The organism is Roseitalea sp. MMSF_3546, from assembly GCF_030732865.1.
Classification (GTDB): Bacteria; Pseudomonadota; Alphaproteobacteria; order Rhizobiales; family Rhizobiaceae; genus Roseitalea.
Window position 1 is genome coordinate 28,178 of record NZ_JASHKB010000029.1, and the last position, 16,672, is coordinate 44,849.

Here is a 16,672-nt window from a genome sequence, read left to right on the forward strand (position 1 = left end):
CGTTCGGCAAAAAGACGCCAGACAGCCCGCCAGGATGCCTCACCCCCAAGCTGCCCTGCGGCGCCGGCCGGAAGCCCGAAGGCAAAATCGAATCCGGCCACCAACTTCTTGCCTGCCGCTATCGTCTCGGCGGCAACCGAATGAATTAGCGCCATGGCTTCCGTGCGGGTCGCAACGTTCCGCACCCACGCAAGTCCTCCGCCTTCGGCCATTGCGATCCAGATCGAGTCCTTGCCGAGCTTGGGAGCATTGGCCGCAGACCAGTCCACCATCAGATAGCGATCATAGCGCCGCATGCCTCAGGCTTTCGGACCAGCCATGCTCCTTGGTCCGAGCGGGTGGTCGGCCTGCGGATAGGGATGGTGATGATGGCCGTGGTCATGGCCATGGTCGTGGCCGTGGCTGTGGTCATGCCCGTGACCGTGCGCATGGTCATGATGGTGATGATCGTGCGCATGGCTGTGCACCGGCGTCCATTCGAGCCCATGCTCGCGGCAGAACGCCTCGTCGCGGCAGCGCGCGTCGCAGTCGCCATTGCACGGGCAGTTCTCCGGCGCCCCGCCGACGCCCTCCACATGATGGTGATGGCTTTCCTGCGCCAGGCCCACCTCGGCCTCGAAGCCGAGCACCTGCTCGCGATACTTGCACATCTGGCAGTTCATCAGGTTGGCGCCTTCGGTGATCTCGCGCACCCGTTCGGCCATGGTGTCGATGACCAGGTCGTGGTCGTTGAGATAGCCCGCCTTGACGAAGTCGATCTGCGGATGGGCCTCGGCCACCGCGTCGGTATGCGCATAGATGCGCTTGACCAGAACGCCGGTGAACAGGAAGTAGGGAAACACCACGATGCGCCGATAGCCGAGCTTTGCGGCGTGTTCGAGGGCGGGCTTGACCAACGGGAAGGTGACGCCGGAATAGGCCGTCTCGCCCCAGCCGAAGCCCATGCCCTCCCATAGCATGCGCATCACCTTGGCGACGTTGGAGTTGGCGTCGGGATCGGAGGAGCCGCGTCCGACGACGACCAGCATCGTGTCGTGCAAGGGCTCGCCCTTCTTCCAGCCACTGGCGACAAGCGCCTCCTCGATGCGCTCGCCTGCGGCGCGGATCATCTTCAGGTCGATGCCCAGTTCGCGGCCGTAATCGATCGTCACGCCGGGCTTTTGCGCCTGATAGGCGTTGAGCACGGAGGGAATGTCGTTCTTGGCATGGCCGGCGGCGAACAGCATGCCGGGCACGGCCAGGATATGGTTGGCACCGTGCGCGACCAGCGCATCGAGCCCCTTGTGGATCACCGGATTGGCAAATTCCAGATAGCCGTAATCGACCGGCACGTCGCCGAACCGGCCGCGCAGCCTCTCGGCGAGTTGCGCGAACTGGTCGACGGCGTTCCTGTTGCGGCTGCCATGGCCGCAGATCATCACGCCATAGCGGGTGCCGGGCGGCGGCGTGCCCAGCATCAGCGGTCGCGCCTGGCGGCGCGCCGGCGGGCGATGACGAGCGCGCCGACGCCGATCAGCACCGCCAGCCCCGCCGCGCCATAGGTGAGGTAGTGCTGGTGGCCGGCCTGCTCGGCGACATGGCCGGGATGGGCGAAGGCCGGCACGGCGGCAAGCGAAACGATGGCGCTCAGTGAGGCAAGGCGAACAGATGTCATGACGGCAGTCCTGCTGGGTTGGCGTTGCGTCGCAGGCAGCTCGCGCGCCCCACCGAGGCTGGGCGCGTCTTCCAACGGCAGTTCCGCACCGGCGCCCCCGGCATGGGTCGACGCGTACGGACACCGTTCCGGCCGCCCGGGGGCGGCACTGCCGGCAACGGCGCCAGACTAGACCTCGCGCCCCGGCCGGTCAATCGCGGCCGGCGGCCTTTCCCCGACCCGCGCTCAGCCGGGCCCGCCCTTAAGGTCGAATCCCAGCGCGTCGGCGGTGCGCTCGAGAAGGCGCATTTCCCTGACATCGAGCGCATGGTCGGCCTGGGCGACCGCGATCATGTGTTCGAGCAACGCCTTGCGCCGCTCCATCGGCAGGTCGCGGAACACGTCCGTGGATTGCAAATCGCTGGTCTCGTAGCCGAAATCCTGAAGATAGCGGTAAACGCCGTCCATCGCCTCCGGCTCGAGCCCGAACGCCTGTCGGCAGATGCGCTTGAACGTGTCGAGTTCCTCCCCGCGCACCTGTCCGTCGGCCAGGATCACGCGGAACAGCAGCAGCAGTTCGGCCGTCAGCGCCGGGTCGCTGGCCACCAGCCGGACATTACGTTCGCGTTCGAGCCTGCCGCGGATCGTTTCCAATAGCCCTGCCATCGCCACCTCCCCGATGCCCGCCCGGCGAGCATCGTCCGCCGGCCGAGCGCTGGCAAGTCCTAATATTCGACGCCTATCTGCGCCTTCACGCCCGAGCGGAACGGGTGCTTGACCAGTTCCATCTCCGTGACCAGGTCGGCCGCCTCGACCAGCGCTTCGGGCGCGTTGCGGCCGGTCAGCACGACATGGGTCATCGCCGGCTTTTCGGCTTCAAGAAAGCCGATCACCTCTTCGGCCGGAACATATTCATAGCGCATGGCGACATTGATCTCGTCGAGCAGCACCATCTTGTTGGTCTCGTCGCGAATCAGGGCCTTCGCCTTGTCCCACGCCGCGCGCGCGGCGGCGACGTCGCGCGCCTTGTCCTGGGTTTCCCAGGTGAACCCCTCGCCCATGGTGTGGAACGCGCACAGATCGGCAAAGTGCCGCTCGATCAGATCGCGCTCGCCGGTGTCCATGCCGCCCTTGATAAACTGCACGACGGCGCATTTGCGGCCATGGGCAATGTGCCGGAAGATCATGCCGAAGGCGGCGGTCGACTTGCCCTTGCCCTTGCCGGTGTGGACGATGATCAGGCCCTTCTCGTTGGTCTTGGTCGCCATGATCCTGTCGCGCGCTGCCTTCTTCTTGGCCATCTTGGCGGCGTGGCGGGCGAGATCGTTTTCTTTGTCCTGTCCATTCGTCATGCCTTGTCCTCCTTTGTACCCCCCTCTGTCGGCTCCGCCGACATCTCCCCCACAAGGGGGGAGAGCGGGCGGGTGCTATCGGACCGGGCTCCCACTCTCCCCCCTTGTGGGGGAGATGTCCCGTCAGGGACAGAGGGGGGTGCATCGCCAGACAATCCAGCCAGATCAAACTGCGCCGAATTGGATTTCGGTGTCCACAGGCCGCGTTCGATCGCCTCGCGCAGCCGGTCGGCCATTTCGACCAGCGCGTCGGGGTTCTTGTCGGCGATGAAGCCGCGCACCGTCTCGTCGACGAGGTAGGCCCGGTAGACCGCCTCGAAATGATGGTCGCGCACCGCGCCCGTGGTCGCGGCGAAGGCGAACATGTAATCGACCGTCGCCGCCATCTCGAAGGCGCCCTTGTAGCCGTGCCGCATCACGCCCTCGATCCATTTGGGATTGACGACGCGCGCCCGCACGATACGGCCGATCTCGTCCTCGAGCGTGCGGATCACCGGCCGTTCGGGCCGGGAGTGATCGTTGTGATAGACCGCCGGGCGCTCGCCCCGGACCGTTTCGACGGCCGCCGTCATGCCGCCCTCGAACTGGTAATAGTCGTCGGAGTCCAGAAGATCGTGCTCGCGATTGTCCTGGTTCTGGACGACGGCCTCGACGCTGGCGAGCCTTGTCTCGAACGCGGCGCGTTCGGCCCGGCCTTCGGCGTTCGCCCCATAGGCGTATGAGCCCCAGACCATGTAGGCCTCGGCCAGGTCGGCGGCGCTATCCCAGCCCTTCTCGTCGATCAGCGCCTGCAACCCCGCGCCATAGGCGCCCGGCCTGGACCCGAACACGCGGAAACCGGCGCGGCGCGCGGCGTCATCTTCGGCCACGCCTTCAGATTCCAGCCGCGCCCGCTCGGCGTTCATGCGTGCGGCGATCGGGTTGTCGGCCGCGTCCTCGTCGAGCGCGCCGATCGCCCGCACCGCCCTGTCGAACAGGGCGATCTGGTCGGGAAATGCATCGCGAAAAAAGCCCGAAATGCGCAGCGTGACGTCGACGCGCGGCCGGCCCAAACCGGCGAGCGGGATGATCTCGTAGCCCGTCACGCGCCGCGACGCGCCGTCCCAGACCGGCTTGGCACCGATCAGCGCCATGGCCTGGGCGATGTCGTCGCCGCCGGTGCGCATGTTGGAGGTGCCCCAGGCGGTCAGCCCGAGCGACGTCGGCCATTCGCCATGGTCCTGCACATGGCGCGTGACCAGAAGGTCAGCCGATTTTCGGCCCAGCTCCCACGCCGTCTCTGTCGGCACGGCGCGGCTGTCGACGGAGAAGAAGTTGCGCCCCGTCGGCAGCACGTCCGGCCGCCCGCGCGTCGGCGCGCCCGACGGCCCCGGCGCGACGAACCGCCCGTCGAGCGCGGTCAGCACGCCGTCGATCTCGGCGGGTCCGCAGGCGGCGACCGAAGGCTTCAGTTCGCCCTCGATCCGATCGAGCACGGCCCGCGTTCGGCTCCACCCGTCGGGGCAGTCGATCTCGCCGCCCACCAGCTTCGCCGCCAGCAATTCGATCCGCTCGACCGTGTCGCCGTTCGTGCGCCATGGATCGTTCGAGAGTTCTTGAAGGATATCGGGCCTCGGCCCGTGCCAGGGCTCGGCCATGGCGCAGTCGAGCGGATCGAACGCCGCAGCTTCCACCTCCCCCTTGAGGGGAGGTCGGCGAGCCGCAGGCGAGCCGGGTGGGGGGTCGCCACCGATTTCACCCCCACCCGGATCAGCGTCGCTCCGCTCGCTTCTCCGACCTCCCCTCAAGGGGGAGGTTTGGCGCGAACTCACCAGATCTGCATCCGCCGCGATCGCCCGGTGCAGGCTCTCACGATCCGCCGAAGGGACACGTGCCAGCGCCACGGTCAGATCGGTCAGCAGCCGGCCCTCGGGCGCGCGGCCGAAGACATGCAGCCCGTCGCGGATCTGCATTTCCTTGAGATCGCACAGATAGGCATCGAGCTTTTCGAGCGCCGCGTCGTCGGCCTCGCCCTCGGCGATGCCGGCGTCGTGGTCGAGCCCGATGTCGCGCACCAGATCGAGGATGCGGGTCTTGAGCAGGCTCAGCCGGCGCGGATCGTTGCCGGCCGCCTCGTAATATTCGTCGACCAGCGCTTCGAGGTCCTTGAGCGGACCGTAGCTTTCGGCGCGCGTCAGCGGCGGCGTCAGGTGATCGACGATCACCGCGGCGGCCCGGCGCTTGGCCTGCGTGCCCTCGCCCGGATCGTTGACGATGAACGGATACACATGCGGCAGCGGGCCGAGCGCGGCTTCCGGCCAGCAGGTTTCGGCCAGCGCCAGCGCCTTGCCGGGCAGCCATTCCAGATTGCCATGCTTGCCCATATGGACGATCGCATGCACGCCGGCCTGCGCGCGCAGGAACGCGTAGAAGGCGAGATAGCCGTGCGGCGGAACAAGGTCCGGCGAGTGGTAGCTGTCCTTGGGATCGATGTTGTAGCCGCGCGCCGGCTGGATGCCCACGAACGCGTTGCCGAACCGCGTCAGCGGCAGGGCGAACCGGCCGTCCGCAAAGAACGGATCGGCCTCCGGCTCGCCCCAGCGTTCGCGAACCTCGACCTGATTCTCAACCGGAAGCGATGCGAAGAAGGCCTTGTATTGATTCAGCGAAATGGTCTCGCGAATCTCCCTGCCATCGGTCGCCGCATTGGTCGGCCCGGCCTTGAGATGATCGATCAGCGCATCGCCATCGGGGGGAAGTTCGCCGGCATCGTATCCCGCCACTTTCATCGCCTTGAGCACTTCCACGGTGCCCGCCGGCGTATCGAGCCCGACGCCGTTGGCGAGCCGCCCGTCGCGGTTGGGATAGTTGGCGAGAACGATGGCAACCCGCCGCTCGGCCGCCGGCGTGCGCCGCAGCCGCGCCCAGTTCGCGGCGAGATCGGCAACGAAAGCGATCCGGTCCGGCACCGGCCGGTGCGAGACGATGTTGGCCTGGGTCGCCGCGTCCCATGTCTCGGCCGCCTTGAACGAGACGGCGCGCGAAAGGACACGCCCGTCGACCTCGGGCAGCGCGACGTTCATCGCCAGATCGCGCGCGGTCAGCCCCTGCGTGGAGGCCTCCCACACCGCCTGCGGCGAGCCGGCCAGCACCGCCTGCAGCACCGGCGCGCCGGTGGCTTCGAGCACCGTGGGCACGCGCGCCCCGCCCGGGGCGGAGACGGCAAAGCCGGTCATGTTGACGACCACGTCCGGCGGGGCCTTGTCGAACAGCCGTTCGACGGTCGCCGCCGACACATCGTCCTTCAGGCTCGACACGTAGATCGGCGTCACCGCCATGCCGCGCGCGCCGAGCGCTTCAGCCAACATTTCGACCGGCGCGGTCTGTCCCGACTGCACCAGCGCCCGGTAGAAGACGATGGCGGCGTGACGCGCCAATCCCTCCTCCTGAGCCTGTCGAAGGACGGGAGATTGCCGGGCCGAGCCCCGTGCCGGGGTTGAGGAAGACGGCGAAGCACCCCCCTCTGTCGGCTGCGCCGACATCTCCCCCACAAGGGGGGAGAGCGGGCCCGCTTCATCGACGTCCGAATCATCGACCGTCGGAGAAAACGCCGAAGTGGAAGCCCCCCTTGGCTCTCCCCCCATGTGGGGGAGATGTCCCGAAGGGACAGAGGGGGGTATTTCCCACACCCCTGCCTTCAGCAGCGGCGTTGCCGCGCCCTCGATGGGCCGGCTGACGATCAGGTCGTCGCACGCGTCGAGAAACCCGCACGCATTGTCCGCCCCGCCCTCGCGCAAAAACGCCCACAGCGCATCGCAGTCCGCCGGCGCCACCGTGCAGAACGGCGCAAGACCCGGGTCGGGCCTGTCGTCGCCCGGCAGCAGCGCCAAGGCAAAGCCGTGAGCGTCGGCGGCCGACCGCAGCGCCTCTGCGACATAGCGCCAATAGGACTGCCCGCCGAGCAGCCGCGCGACGATGAGCCTGGCGTGCCGGCCGGTGCGCGCGATCCAGGTGTCGACGCTCATTTCGTGGCGAAGCTGCATCAGGTTGACGAGCCGCAGCGCGGTTTCGCCATCGCGCCCCCGGTGCGCGGCGGCGAGCGCGGCCAGTTCGGTATCGGCGGCCGACAGCACGCAGAGATCGCCCGGCGTCTGGCCGAGATCGACCGCCTCGCCCTCGTCGCCGATGGACCCCTTCTGTGCGAGCAGCAGGTGCATCAGCGGCAGGCCGACCGCAAACCTGCCGACACCCCCCTCTGTCCCTGCGGGACATCTCCCCCACACGGGGGGAAAGTGGGTGCTGGACAGGACCGCTTGCGCCTGCTCTCCCCCCTTGTGGGGGAGATGTCGGCGCAGCCGACAGAGGGGGATATGGTCGACACGCCGCTCACTCCGCCGCGATCACCGCCTCGGCGGTCGCCGCCCGGACCGCCGCCTCTATGGCCGCGCGGTCCATGCCGTGCAGGCCGATGACGACGAGCCGCGTCGAGGGCTGCTCACCAGTCGCCCAGGGCCGGTCGAAATAGGTGTCGATCCGCTGGCCGACCGCCTGCACGACCAGCCGCATCGGCTTGCCCGGCACCGCACACAAGCCCTTCAGCCGCAGCACGTCATGTTCGGCGATGATCCGCTTGAGCGCGGCGACGAACCCGTCCGGATCGGCCACCATGCCGGCCTCGACGACGAAGCTGTCGAAATCGTCATGGTCGTGCTCGTGGCCGTCCTCATGGTGCATCTCGTGATGCGACTTGCGCGCGCCGATCTGCGCTTCGGTCGCGGCACCCAGTCCCAGCAGAACCGCGACCGGCAGATCGCCATGGCTGGCATGGATCACCTTGAGCGGCCGGTCGACCTGGCCGGCGACGTTGGCGCGCACTGCCTCGAGCCGCGCCTCGTCGACCAGATCGGCCTTGTTCAGCACCACCATGTCGGCGGCGCGAATCTGGTCCTCGAACAGCTCCTCGAGCGGGCTTTCGTGATCGAGACTGTCATCGGCCGCCCGCTGCGCGTCGAGCGCGTCATGGTCGGATGCGAACCGTCCGTCGGCCACCGCCGCCGCGTCGATCACCGTCACGACCCCGTCGACGGTCACCTGTGTCCTGATGTCGGGCCAGTTGAAGGCGGCGACGAGCGGCTGCGGCAACGCCAGCCCGGAGGTCTCGATGACGATGTGATCGGGCCGGTTGTCGCGTTCGAGCAGCGCCGTCATGGTCGGCACGAAATCGTCGGCGACCGTGCAGCAGATGCAGCCATTGGTCAGTTCGACGATGTCGTCCTCGGTGCAGTTCTCGACACCGCAGCCCTTGAGCACCTCGCCGTCCACGCCCAGATCGCCGAACTCGTTGATGATCAGCGCGATCCGCTTTCCGCCCGCATTGGCAAGCATGTTGCGGATCATCGTCGTCTTGCCCGCGCCGAGAAATCCGGTGATCACGGTGGCGGGGATCTTCGCATTGAGCATCGGTCAGCCTTTCATTGTCATCGGCAGGCCAGCGGCCATGAAATAGACGTGGTCTGCGTGGGCGGCGATTTCCTGGTGCAGGCGCCCGGCATGGTCCCTGAACGCGCGCGCCATGGCGTTTTCGGGGACGATGCCCATGCCGACCTCGTTGGAGACGATCACCACCGGCCCGCGCGCGGCACACAGCGCATCGATGAGCGCGAACATGCGCGTATGCATGTCGGCATCGGCCATCATCAGATTGGTGATCCACAGCGTCAGGCAGTCGACGAGCACGGCGCGATCGGGCGCCGTGTGCCGGCCGAGGACACCTTCCAGATCGTCATGTTCCTCGACGAGCTGCCAGCGATCGCCGCGCCGCACCTGATGGGCGGCGATGCGCGCGCGCATTTCCTCGTCGAAGGCCTGCCCTGTCGCCACATAGACCGGGCTCAGGCCCGAGCCGCCGACCAGCCTTTCGGCAAAGGCCGACTTGCCCGAGCGCGCGCCGCCCAGGATGAATGTGACGCCCTGTTCAAGGACCGGATCGCGCATCGGCTGTCCCACGCCCTCCTCGTTGCGGGCACGGGCCTTGCCGGCGTAGCAGCACCGATGCGGACGGCACGCGCCGGCGAAAACCGGCGCTCTGCGCATTGGCCTGCCGGGGTAAGCCCGCCCCTTCAGCACTGCGGACCGTGCGGCCCGACGATCGGCAGGTCTCCTGGCTCATGGCGCCGGCACGGGCCGGACCGGGGTCTTGTCGCCTTCCCGGATCGCTCCAGTGGCGGCCGGCACTGCCGGCTGCAAGACCCGCGCCATTCTACAGTCGCGGGGACGGCTGCGATTGGAGCGCCCTGTCTGGGTCCGCCCGTCGCATTCCCTCTTCGTCCGCCGCACAGCCAAGCTTGGCGGAACCGATCGTCCGGCCAGTTAGGCGCGCGGGCCACGCACTGTCAACGCAAATCGGCGCCCGCGCCGGCCGGCGGCGCAAAGGCCCGCGCCGCGGCGAGCATCGCTTCGGTGTCGATGACGCGGGCGAGCCCTTCGGCGAGTTCGTCGAGCGCCGCATCGATCCGGTCGCGATGATCGACCGGCTCGATCGTCAGGCCGAAGCCGGCAAGGAAGGTCCGGCGGAACGCACCGCTGTCGAAGATGCCATGCAGATAGGTTCCCCAGATCCGGCCATCGGCGGACATGGCGCCCTCGGGCCGGCCGTCGATGATCGTCACCGGGCGTGCGCGGTCCGGCCCCTCGGTCCGGCCGAGATGGATCTCGTAGCCGGTCAGCGGCTCCTGATGCGCAACGCTCCGGGCGCGCGTGTTGCGCACAGTCTTTTGCGGCTCCATGACCGTTTCGACATCGAGAAGCCCGAGCCCGCGGGCCTCTCCCGGTGGCCCTTCGAGCCCGTCCGGATCGCGCACCGTGCGGCCGAGCATCTGGTAGCCGCCGCACAGGCCAACGACCGCGCCGCCCCGCGCGGCATGGGCGCGAATCGCCGCGTCCCAGCCATGGGCGCTCAGCGCGGCCAGGTCGGCCATGGTCGATTTCGACCCGGCGATGACGACCAGGTCGGCATCGGCCGGAAACGTCTGACCGGGCCGGACCATGACCAGTTCGACCGCAGGCTCGGCGGCGAGCGGATCGAGATCGTCGAAATTGGCGATCCGCCCGGTTACCGGCACCGCGACCCTGAAGCGCCCTGCGGCGCGCGCCCGCCCGCGTTCGAGCACAACCGAATCCTCGGCCGGCAGCCGGCCGGCCGCCGATAGCCAGGGCACAACGCCCAGGGACGGCCAGCCTGTGAACCGCGTGATCGCCGCAAGGCCGTCATCGAACAGCGCGACGTCGCCGCGAAACCTGTTGATCAGATAGCCGACGATCATCGCCCGGTCCCGGGGCGGCAGGATCGCATGGGTGCCCACCAGCGAGGCGATCACACCGCCCCGGTCGATATCGCCGACCAGCACGACCGGCACGCCCGCCGCGCGCGCGAAACCCATATTGGCGATATCGCCGGCGCGCAGATTGATCTCGGCCGGCGAGCCCGCGCCTTCGACGATGACCAGATCGGCCTGGGCCGCCAGCCGCCCATGGCTGTCGAGCACGGCCGACAGCAAGTGCGGCTTGAGCTCCTGATAGGCGCGGCCGCGCGCCCGGCCGGTCACCTGGCCATGCACGATGACCTGGCTGCCGGTCTCCGATTCGGGCTTGAGCAGCACCGGGTTGAAATGCACCGAGGGCCGCACATTGCAGGCCAGCGCCTGCAGCCACTGCGCCCGGCCGAGCTCGCCGCCATCGTCGGCGACGGCGGCGTTGTTGGACATGTTCTGCGGCTTGAACGGGCGGACGGCCAGCCCGCGCCGGGCAAACAGCCGGCACAGCCCGGCGACGAGAACCGACTTGCCGACATCCGAGCCGGTGCCCTGCAGCATGATCGAAAGCGCCATGGCCGACCGGTAGCCGAAAGCGGCGGCGCGGCAAAGCCCGGCCTTGAGCGCCCGTCGGCGTTTCTTTGCGGTTGTGATCGTGGTTGGCGGGGAAAGGCAGGCCAGGCAAAACCGTGTCCCGGGCGGGTGCTCCGGTACGCAATACCTGTTCCGGAGGCCGTCGAGGTGCTGGCATCCACCTCGGTCGCCATGATTAGCCGGACATCGTTACCAGCAGGTTGACAAGTGCTTAAGCATTTCTGAACACGGCGTTTTTCATCCCGGCCGCCGGCCGCTCGGCGCGCATTCCAGCGCCGCGACAACCATGTCGCGAGCCGCAACGGGCAATGGCCGATCGGGTGCGGAGATTCGGCCTCAACACTACCGCATGGACCGCGCAGGGTGCATATAGAACGGTGTCGAGGAATCCGGCTTCCGCAAGGTCACCCATGCACATCGCCAACATCGTATCCGCCGTTCTTTTCGCCCTGACGCTGTGCGCGTGCACGAGCACGGCCTCCACCGTCACCACGCGCTACTACTCGGTGTCGGGCACGACCAGCGACGAACTCGACCGACAGTTGCGCCAGAAGGGCCCGATGCACGGCCACGCCCTCGCCGTTGCCGCCATCCGCTTCGTGCCGGTCGTCGTGCGCCAGGGCCAGACCGAGGCGGGCTGCGTCTTCAAGACGGCGCGTTTCAAGGTCGACGCCGACATCACCCTGCCGCGCTGGCGCGAGCGCTCGCGCTCGGACGACCCCGATCTCAAGCGCGCCTGGGATGCGCTGTCGCGCTACGCGCGCGCGCACGAGCGCACCCATGTGCGCATCGCCGAGAGCTACGCCGACAAGCTGGGCGAGGCGATCGAGGCGCTGCCGGCGCGCGAGACCTGCGAGGCGCTCGACGCCGATGCCGAGCGCGTGGTCAGGCGCATCGACCGAGCGCACAATGCCGAGCAGCTCGCCTTCGACGATGCCGAGGAACTGCGCCTTGACGAATTGCTGCGCCAGGCCGAGGCGCAGGCGCGCTAGCGCCGGTCACGCCAAGTCGGCGACCGCCGCGTCGAGCGCGCTCCGGATCCGGTCGACGGCCGTGTCGATCGTCTGCGGCGTCCAGATCAGCGGCGGCGACAGGATCATCGTCTCGCCCACCGCGCGCATCATGATGCCGCCCTCGATCGCGTGATCGCGGACCAGCGTCGGCGCGTGGCCGGCCGGCGCGAACCTCTCGCGCGTGTCGCGATCCCTGACGATCTCGATCGCCGCGACAAGGCCGAACGAGCGCACCTCGCCGACCAGCTCATGATCGCCGATGCCCGCCGCGAGCGCTTCGCCCAGATAGGGGCCGGTGTCGTCGCGCACGCGCTCGATCAGCCCCTCGCGCTCGATGATGTCGAGATTGGCGAGCGCCACGGCGCACGCCACCGGATGGCCCGAATATGTGTAGCCGTGAAAGAACTCGCCGCCCTTGTCGACCAGCGTCGAAGCGATCCGGTCGCCGACCAGCAGCGCCGACAGCGGCTGATAGCCCGAGGTCAGCCCCTTGGCCGTGGTGATCGTATCGGGCCTTATGTCCATCGACTGGGCGGCGAACCATGCGCCGGTGCGCCCGTATCCGGTGATCACCTCGTCGAGCATCAGCAGCACGTCGTATGTCTCGCAGATGCGCTGGATTTCCGGCCAGTAGCTCGCCGGCGGGATCTTGACGCCGCCCGCGCCCTGGATCGGCTCGCCGATGAAGGCGGCGACATTGTCCGGCCCGGCCTGAACAATCGCGTCCTCGACGGCCCTGGCCGCGCGCAGGCCGAAATCATGGTCGCTCTCGGCCGGTTCGGCCAGCTCGAACGCATAGGGGCACATGACGTGGCGGATGTTCGGCACGGCCCCGTAGAGTTGCCCATGCATCGCCGCCATGCCGCCCAGCGAGGTCGCCGCGATCGTCGAGCCGTGATAGGCCCAGTCGCGCGAGATCACGATGGTCTTTTCCGGCTTTCCCTCGAGCGCCCAGTAGTGGCGCACCAGCCGCAGCGCGGTGTCGTTCGCCTCCGAGCCGGACGATCCGTAGAACACCTGGTTGATGTGGTCGGGCGCGATTCGCGCCAGCCGGTCGGCGAGCAGCACCGGCGTCGGCGTCGTGCAGCGGAAGAAGGAATTGTAGTAGGGCAGTTCCTCCATCTGCGCGCGGGCCGCCTCGACCAGTTCCTTTCGGCCATAGCCGGCATTGACGCACCACAGCCCGGCCATCGCGTCGAGGATTTCGTTGCCGAGCGCATCGTAGACGTAAGCCCCGTCGGCGCGGGTGATGATCCGGCTGCCGGCGGCGCGCAGATCGGCATGGTCGGTGAACGGGTGCAGATGGTGCGCGGCGTCCATCGCCTGCATCTGCGCGTTGGAAAAGTTCTGGTAGCTCATCGTGTCGCTCCTGCCCGGGGCGCCCGGAGGCCGCCCGCTCGATCGTGCCCGCAAGCGGGCGGTGGGGATCAGGCGAGGGAACGCGGCGGCGAATAGCCGATGCGCGCGCACAGCATCAGAAGGTCGAAATGGCGTGTGTGCGAGGATTCCAGGACGCGCATGCGCCAAAGATAGCGGCGAGGCGCGAACGGCGCAATGCGGGATGGGCGGCCGGCCTCTGCTGGGGGCATCGGATGGGACCGAATCGCTGCCGCCGGGCCGTTCCGGCTCACTCGGATTCGCCGCCCTTCCGATCCACCGTCATTCCGCCCCGCCGTCATTCCAATCCACCGTCATTCCGGAACTTGATTCCGGAATCCATGGCGCCGCCCCGTGCCGTGGATTCCGGAATCAAGTTCCGGAATGACGTTCGAGACGGGCGTCCGCGCCCTCACGGCACCATCGAGCGTGCCGCGCCGAATCTCGGCCGGATTGCTACTTCATTCCACCGCGTTGCTACGTCATTCCGGAACTTGATTCCGGAATGACGTTCGAGACGGGCGCCCGAACCCTCACGGCACCATCGAGCGTGCCGCGCCGCCAAACGCGCGTAAGGTTCAGCATCCAGCGCCGCACCTCTGCGACACCCGGCAGGCCACCGTCCCCTTCCCCGGATGATCGGCAAACGACCCGAGGTCCCGCGAAAGGGATGGCAGCGAGGATAAGGGCGGGTGCAGGTTGGGGGATAAGTCTTCTTTATGGGCACACTGAGCTCTCGGGCCTTCGCAGTGATCTACTGCTCCGGATCGGATGACATCGAGTGTGCCTGCGGACCTGTGGAAGAAGGGTGATTTGGAGTAGCACAACAAAATTGTTGTGCTAGATTGAGGTATGGCAGTCGATTCTATCATTGTCTCTGATGCGAAGGCGCGAAGCGCGCGAAACTCGCTTGGCGCAGTCGAGGGCGTGTTAGCTTCAACGGAGGAACTCAACCTCCTATTGAAGGGGCTCCCGCAGACGATCATCGCAAGCGTCACCGCTGCTCTGAAAACCGAACGCACGCACATCAGGAACGCGCTTGAAGCTTACGAAAAGGCCTCAGCCGGGCACGTAAATGATCTCTTGGCGCTCGGAGAGTTGGACCAGGGCACCATGCTCATTGTCGGGCGGCTTCGGCTCGGTTTGTCACAGAAGGAACTCGCGCGACGCCTTGGCATGCGGATGCAACAGGTGCAGCGATATGAAAAGGAACGGTATCGTTCCATCAGCCTATCGAACTACCGAAAGGTCGCCGCAGTGGTTGGTATTCGACCACACAGCGAATTACTTGAAGAGCCTAGAAGCGGGTGGGTCGGCGCGCAGGACATTTCCGTGGAGGAGGCCCGCAAGGTTGTGCGACATGCCCGCAAGCGGGGATGGATCGAGGGCGGCCGCGAGTCTATTGAAGATGGGCTCGCACAACTAAAAAAAGACATTGCCGAGCACGTTGTCGAATATTCGAGACCTTCAATGCTAAGAACCGGCCTCAACGTTCGGGAGGATGTTGTTGACGATTGGTCTCTTCTCGCTTGGAAATCGCAAATAACTCGGCGGGCGGAGACTATAGCGGAATCTCTCGATGTTGACTATAATCCTCTAGACTTGGGCTGGCTAACCGACCTCGTGCGTTTGTCCAGTGACGCAGATGGTCCAAGGCTAGCGATCGATTTCCTTCTGCAACGCGGCATTGTCGTGGTTGCCGAGCCGGCGGTACCGGGTATGCCGCTCGACGGCGCAGCTTTTGTCGTAAACGGCGTGCCGGTGGTCGGACTTACTTTGCGTCACGATCGCCTCGACAACTTCTGGTTCACGTTGTTGCACGAGATCGCCCATGTAGTACTGCATTACCGAACTGGCTTGGCGACCGGCTTTTTCGATGACATCGACAAACCGACACGGGACGATTTGGAACTCGAAGCTAACGAGTTCGCCAGCGAGTTGCTGCTGCCTGAGCACAGGTGGAAGCGATCACCCGCTCGAATTGCGATGAAGCCTGGGCCCATCATAGCATTCGCAAAGGCGCTGGGCGTACACCCTGCTATTGTCTTTGGACGGATTCGTAAGGAGCGTGATCGGTACGATCTTTTCAGTCAGTATGTCGGACATCGGGGCGTCCGAAAGCATTTCGAGGATTTCAATGAGAAGGAACCAAGATGAGCTTCATTTATAGTCCGGCAATGCGTGGGAAAGAGGGCGAATGGTCTGCGCTCAGATTGTTGGCACCATCGGTGCAGCAGGTCATCCGACCTCGAATGATCCTGCCTCCGGCTAAAGGGGACGCGCACCCTCCCCTCTTGGCGGACGCATCGTCACTGGGCGTTCTCCTTCACGCGAGAACATTGCTGAGTTGCTGGCCGGTCGAGCGACCCATCGAATTTGACATCGAGTATGTCGAGAAGGCTCTCTCACCGAGCAATCGACAAAAGGCTCTTCGGACGCTGTTCGACGAAGCGCGTTCGCACGGGCACGTCGTCATTCCCGTTGTCGATCTTGCGTCACTCGCGCGAGGGCTTGGGCCTTTGTACAGAGTTTTGGCGGCTGGTGGCCCTCTCACGCTCAGGCTTACCGCTGCAGACCTTGCGGACCCAACGACCTTTGAATCGGTCACACGCCAACTCTCTGAGCTTGATGTGGAGCCGGCGCAAAACAACCTCATCCTCGATTTTGGGGCGTCGGATTTTTCAGACGTAGCAATTACGGCCAGCGTTATTGAGGGCGCAATTGAAGATGCTTTGGAGACTGCAACGTGGGAGACGATAACCTTCCAAGGTTCGAGCTATCCTAGGCAAAACCCTGCGAGCCCAGGCGATGGCGCCAGCGTCCCCCGCAACGAGGCTCTTGCTTGGCAAGCCGCCAGCGATACGTTCGCCGGTACCGGGGAGTCAATTATCTTCGGCGACTACGGCGCGGATCATGCCGAGGTGGAGTTTGGTCCAGGGGGAGGTCGAGCGGATCCCCACCTTCGTTGGGCTGACGCAGATTGTTGGCGTGTTGAGCGTGGCTCGGGTAGGGGCAAACACACCACGCAAATGCGGGATGTTGCCAACCGGCTGCGGACGTTTGGCACCTCACCAGGCCCCGGTATGTGCAGGGGAGATGATTTCGTGGATGGCCTAGTCAACGGTACAGGTGGATGCGGAAATCCCAGCATATGGCGTTCGATGAACATGACTAGGCACATTACCTACGTTGCGCGTCAACGAGCGACAGCGCTCGGTATCAGTATCGCCGTGCCGAGAACGCGCAAAAGCCCCACGCAGCCAAGCTTCGTATTTACCTGATAGTTTGCGGAAGGCCTACGACCGCGCCTTTCGCTGCTCTCGCCCCTCACCCCATCGTAAGCGTCCGGCCAAGCCTTCTTTGAGCGATCGTGGTCTTTGTGCAGATTTCGAAGCTGATTTCGCAATCAATTTC

Annotated in this window: 12 protein-coding genes and 1 riboswitch; of the genes, 3 read left to right on the forward strand and 9 right to left on the reverse strand. The window is 66.3% G+C overall.

Annotation, left to right across the window (positions count from 1 at the left end; all coding sequences use genetic code 11):
* Positions 1-299: 299 nt before the first annotated feature.
* The 8 genes from RBB34_RS17390 to RBB34_RS17425 all read right to left on the reverse strand — a co-directional run bounded on the left by RBB34_RS17390 (position 300) and on the right by RBB34_RS17425 (position 10,850).
* Positions 300-1,457 carry a sirohydrochlorin chelatase gene (locus RBB34_RS17390; RefSeq protein ID WP_306120514.1) on the reverse strand — a complete coding sequence of 386 codons (1,158 nt, stop codon included), beginning with the start codon at positions 1,455-1,457 and terminating at the stop codon, positions 300-302.
* Complete coding sequence (locus tag RBB34_RS17395) at positions 1,457-1,654, reverse strand: DUF6732 family protein (protein ID WP_306120515.1); 198 nt, start codon at positions 1,652-1,654, stop codon at positions 1,457-1,459. The genes RBB34_RS17390 and RBB34_RS17395 overlap by 1 nt, the downstream gene beginning before the upstream one ends.
* A 225-nt stretch (positions 1,655-1,879) precedes the next feature.
* Positions 1,880-2,299, reverse strand: a complete 420-nt coding sequence (locus RBB34_RS17400) for a TerB family tellurite resistance protein (protein WP_306120516.1) — start codon at positions 2,297-2,299, stop codon at positions 1,880-1,882.
* A gap of 59 nt (positions 2,300-2,358) precedes the next feature.
* A complete protein-coding gene (gene cobO / locus RBB34_RS17405) occupies positions 2,359-2,985 on the reverse strand; it encodes a cob(I)yrinic acid a,c-diamide adenosyltransferase (protein ID WP_306120517.1) in 627 nt (208 codons plus the stop codon).
* Complete coding sequence (gene cobN, locus RBB34_RS17410; RefSeq protein ID WP_306120518.1) at positions 2,982-7,181, reverse strand: cobaltochelatase subunit CobN; 4,200 nt, start codon at positions 7,179-7,181, stop codon at positions 2,982-2,984. Before cobN ends, cobO begins: the two co-directional genes overlap by 4 nt.
* A 169-nt stretch (positions 7,182-7,350) precedes the next feature.
* Positions 7,351-8,424: a cobalamin biosynthesis protein CobW gene (cobW, locus tag RBB34_RS17415; protein ID WP_306120519.1), complete on the reverse strand. Its 1,074-nt coding sequence runs from the start codon at positions 8,422-8,424 to the stop codon at positions 7,351-7,353.
* Positions 8,425-8,427: 3 nt separating this feature from the next.
* Positions 8,428-8,958 carry a bifunctional adenosylcobinamide kinase/adenosylcobinamide-phosphate guanylyltransferase gene (gene cobU / locus RBB34_RS17420; protein ID WP_306120520.1) on the reverse strand — a complete coding sequence of 177 codons (531 nt, stop codon included), beginning with the start codon at positions 8,956-8,958 and terminating at the stop codon, positions 8,428-8,430.
* Positions 8,959-9,096: 138 nt separating this feature from the next.
* Positions 9,097-9,337: riboswitch (cobalamin riboswitch) on the reverse strand.
* Between the two features lie 19 nt (positions 9,338-9,356).
* Entirely contained in the window at positions 9,357-10,850 is a 1,494-nt protein-coding gene (locus RBB34_RS17425; protein ID WP_306120521.1) for a cobyric acid synthase, read from the reverse strand.
* Positions 10,851-11,278: 428 nt separating this feature from the next.
* On the opposite strand from RBB34_RS17425, the gene RBB34_RS17430 reads away from it, so the two are divergent.
* Positions 11,279-11,860: a DUF922 domain-containing protein gene (locus RBB34_RS17430; protein ID WP_306120522.1), complete on the forward strand. Its 582-nt coding sequence runs from the start codon at positions 11,279-11,281 to the stop codon at positions 11,858-11,860.
* A 6-nt stretch (positions 11,861-11,866) separates the two neighbouring features.
* Here RBB34_RS17430 and RBB34_RS17435 read toward each other — a convergent pair whose 3' ends face one another.
* The gene (locus tag RBB34_RS17435; protein ID WP_306120523.1) at positions 11,867-13,240 is read right to left on the reverse strand and encodes an aspartate aminotransferase family protein; all 1,374 of its coding nucleotides are present in this window, start codon (positions 13,238-13,240) and stop codon (positions 11,867-11,869) included.
* An 870-nt stretch (positions 13,241-14,110) separates the two neighbouring features.
* Here RBB34_RS17435 and RBB34_RS17440 point away from each other — a divergent pair.
* Together RBB34_RS17440 and RBB34_RS17445 are read left to right on the forward strand one after the other, a co-directional pair.
* Complete coding sequence (locus tag RBB34_RS17440) at positions 14,111-15,415, forward strand: XRE family transcriptional regulator (protein WP_306120524.1); 1,305 nt, start codon at positions 14,111-14,113, stop codon at positions 15,413-15,415.
* Positions 15,412-16,539: a hypothetical protein gene (locus RBB34_RS17445; RefSeq protein WP_306120525.1), complete on the forward strand. Its 1,128-nt coding sequence runs from the start codon at positions 15,412-15,414 to the stop codon at positions 16,537-16,539. Before RBB34_RS17440 ends, RBB34_RS17445 begins: the two co-directional genes overlap by 4 nt.
* The last annotated feature ends 133 nt before the right edge of the window (positions 16,540-16,672 follow it).

Coding starts and splice junctions, on each gene's coding strand:
- RBB34_RS17430 (WP_306120522.1), top strand. CDS start 11,279: ATGCACATCGCCAACATCGTATCCGCCGTTCTTTTCGCCCTGACGCTG.
- cobU (WP_306120520.1), bottom strand. CDS start 8,958: ATGCGCGATCCGGTCCTTGAACAGGGCGTCACATTCATCCTGGGCGGC.
- RBB34_RS17400 (WP_306120516.1), bottom strand. CDS start 2,299: ATGGCAGGGCTATTGGAAACGATCCGCGGCAGGCTCGAACGCGAACGT.
- RBB34_RS17440 (WP_306120524.1), top strand. CDS start 14,111: ATGGCAGTCGATTCTATCATTGTCTCTGATGCGAAGGCGCGAAGCGCG.
- cobO (WP_306120517.1), bottom strand. CDS start 2,985: ATGACGAATGGACAGGACAAAGAAAACGATCTCGCCCGCCACGCCGCC.
- RBB34_RS17445 (WP_306120525.1), top strand. CDS start 15,412: ATGAGCTTCATTTATAGTCCGGCAATGCGTGGGAAAGAGGGCGAATGG.
- RBB34_RS17435 (WP_306120523.1), bottom strand. CDS start 13,240: ATGAGCTACCAGAACTTTTCCAACGCGCAGATGCAGGCGATGGACGCC.
- RBB34_RS17395 (WP_306120515.1), bottom strand. CDS start 1,654: ATGACATCTGTTCGCCTTGCCTCACTGAGCGCCATCGTTTCGCTTGCC.
- cobN (WP_306120518.1), bottom strand. CDS start 7,181: ATGCACCTGCTGCTCGCACAGAAGGGGTCCATCGGCGACGAGGGCGAG.
- RBB34_RS17425 (WP_306120521.1), bottom strand. CDS start 10,850: ATGGCGCTTTCGATCATGCTGCAGGGCACCGGCTCGGATGTCGGCAAG.
- cobW (WP_306120519.1), bottom strand. CDS start 8,424: ATGCTCAATGCGAAGATCCCCGCCACCGTGATCACCGGATTTCTCGGC.
- RBB34_RS17390 (WP_306120514.1), bottom strand. CDS start 1,457: ATGCTGGGCACGCCGCCGCCCGGCACCCGCTATGGCGTGATGATCTGC.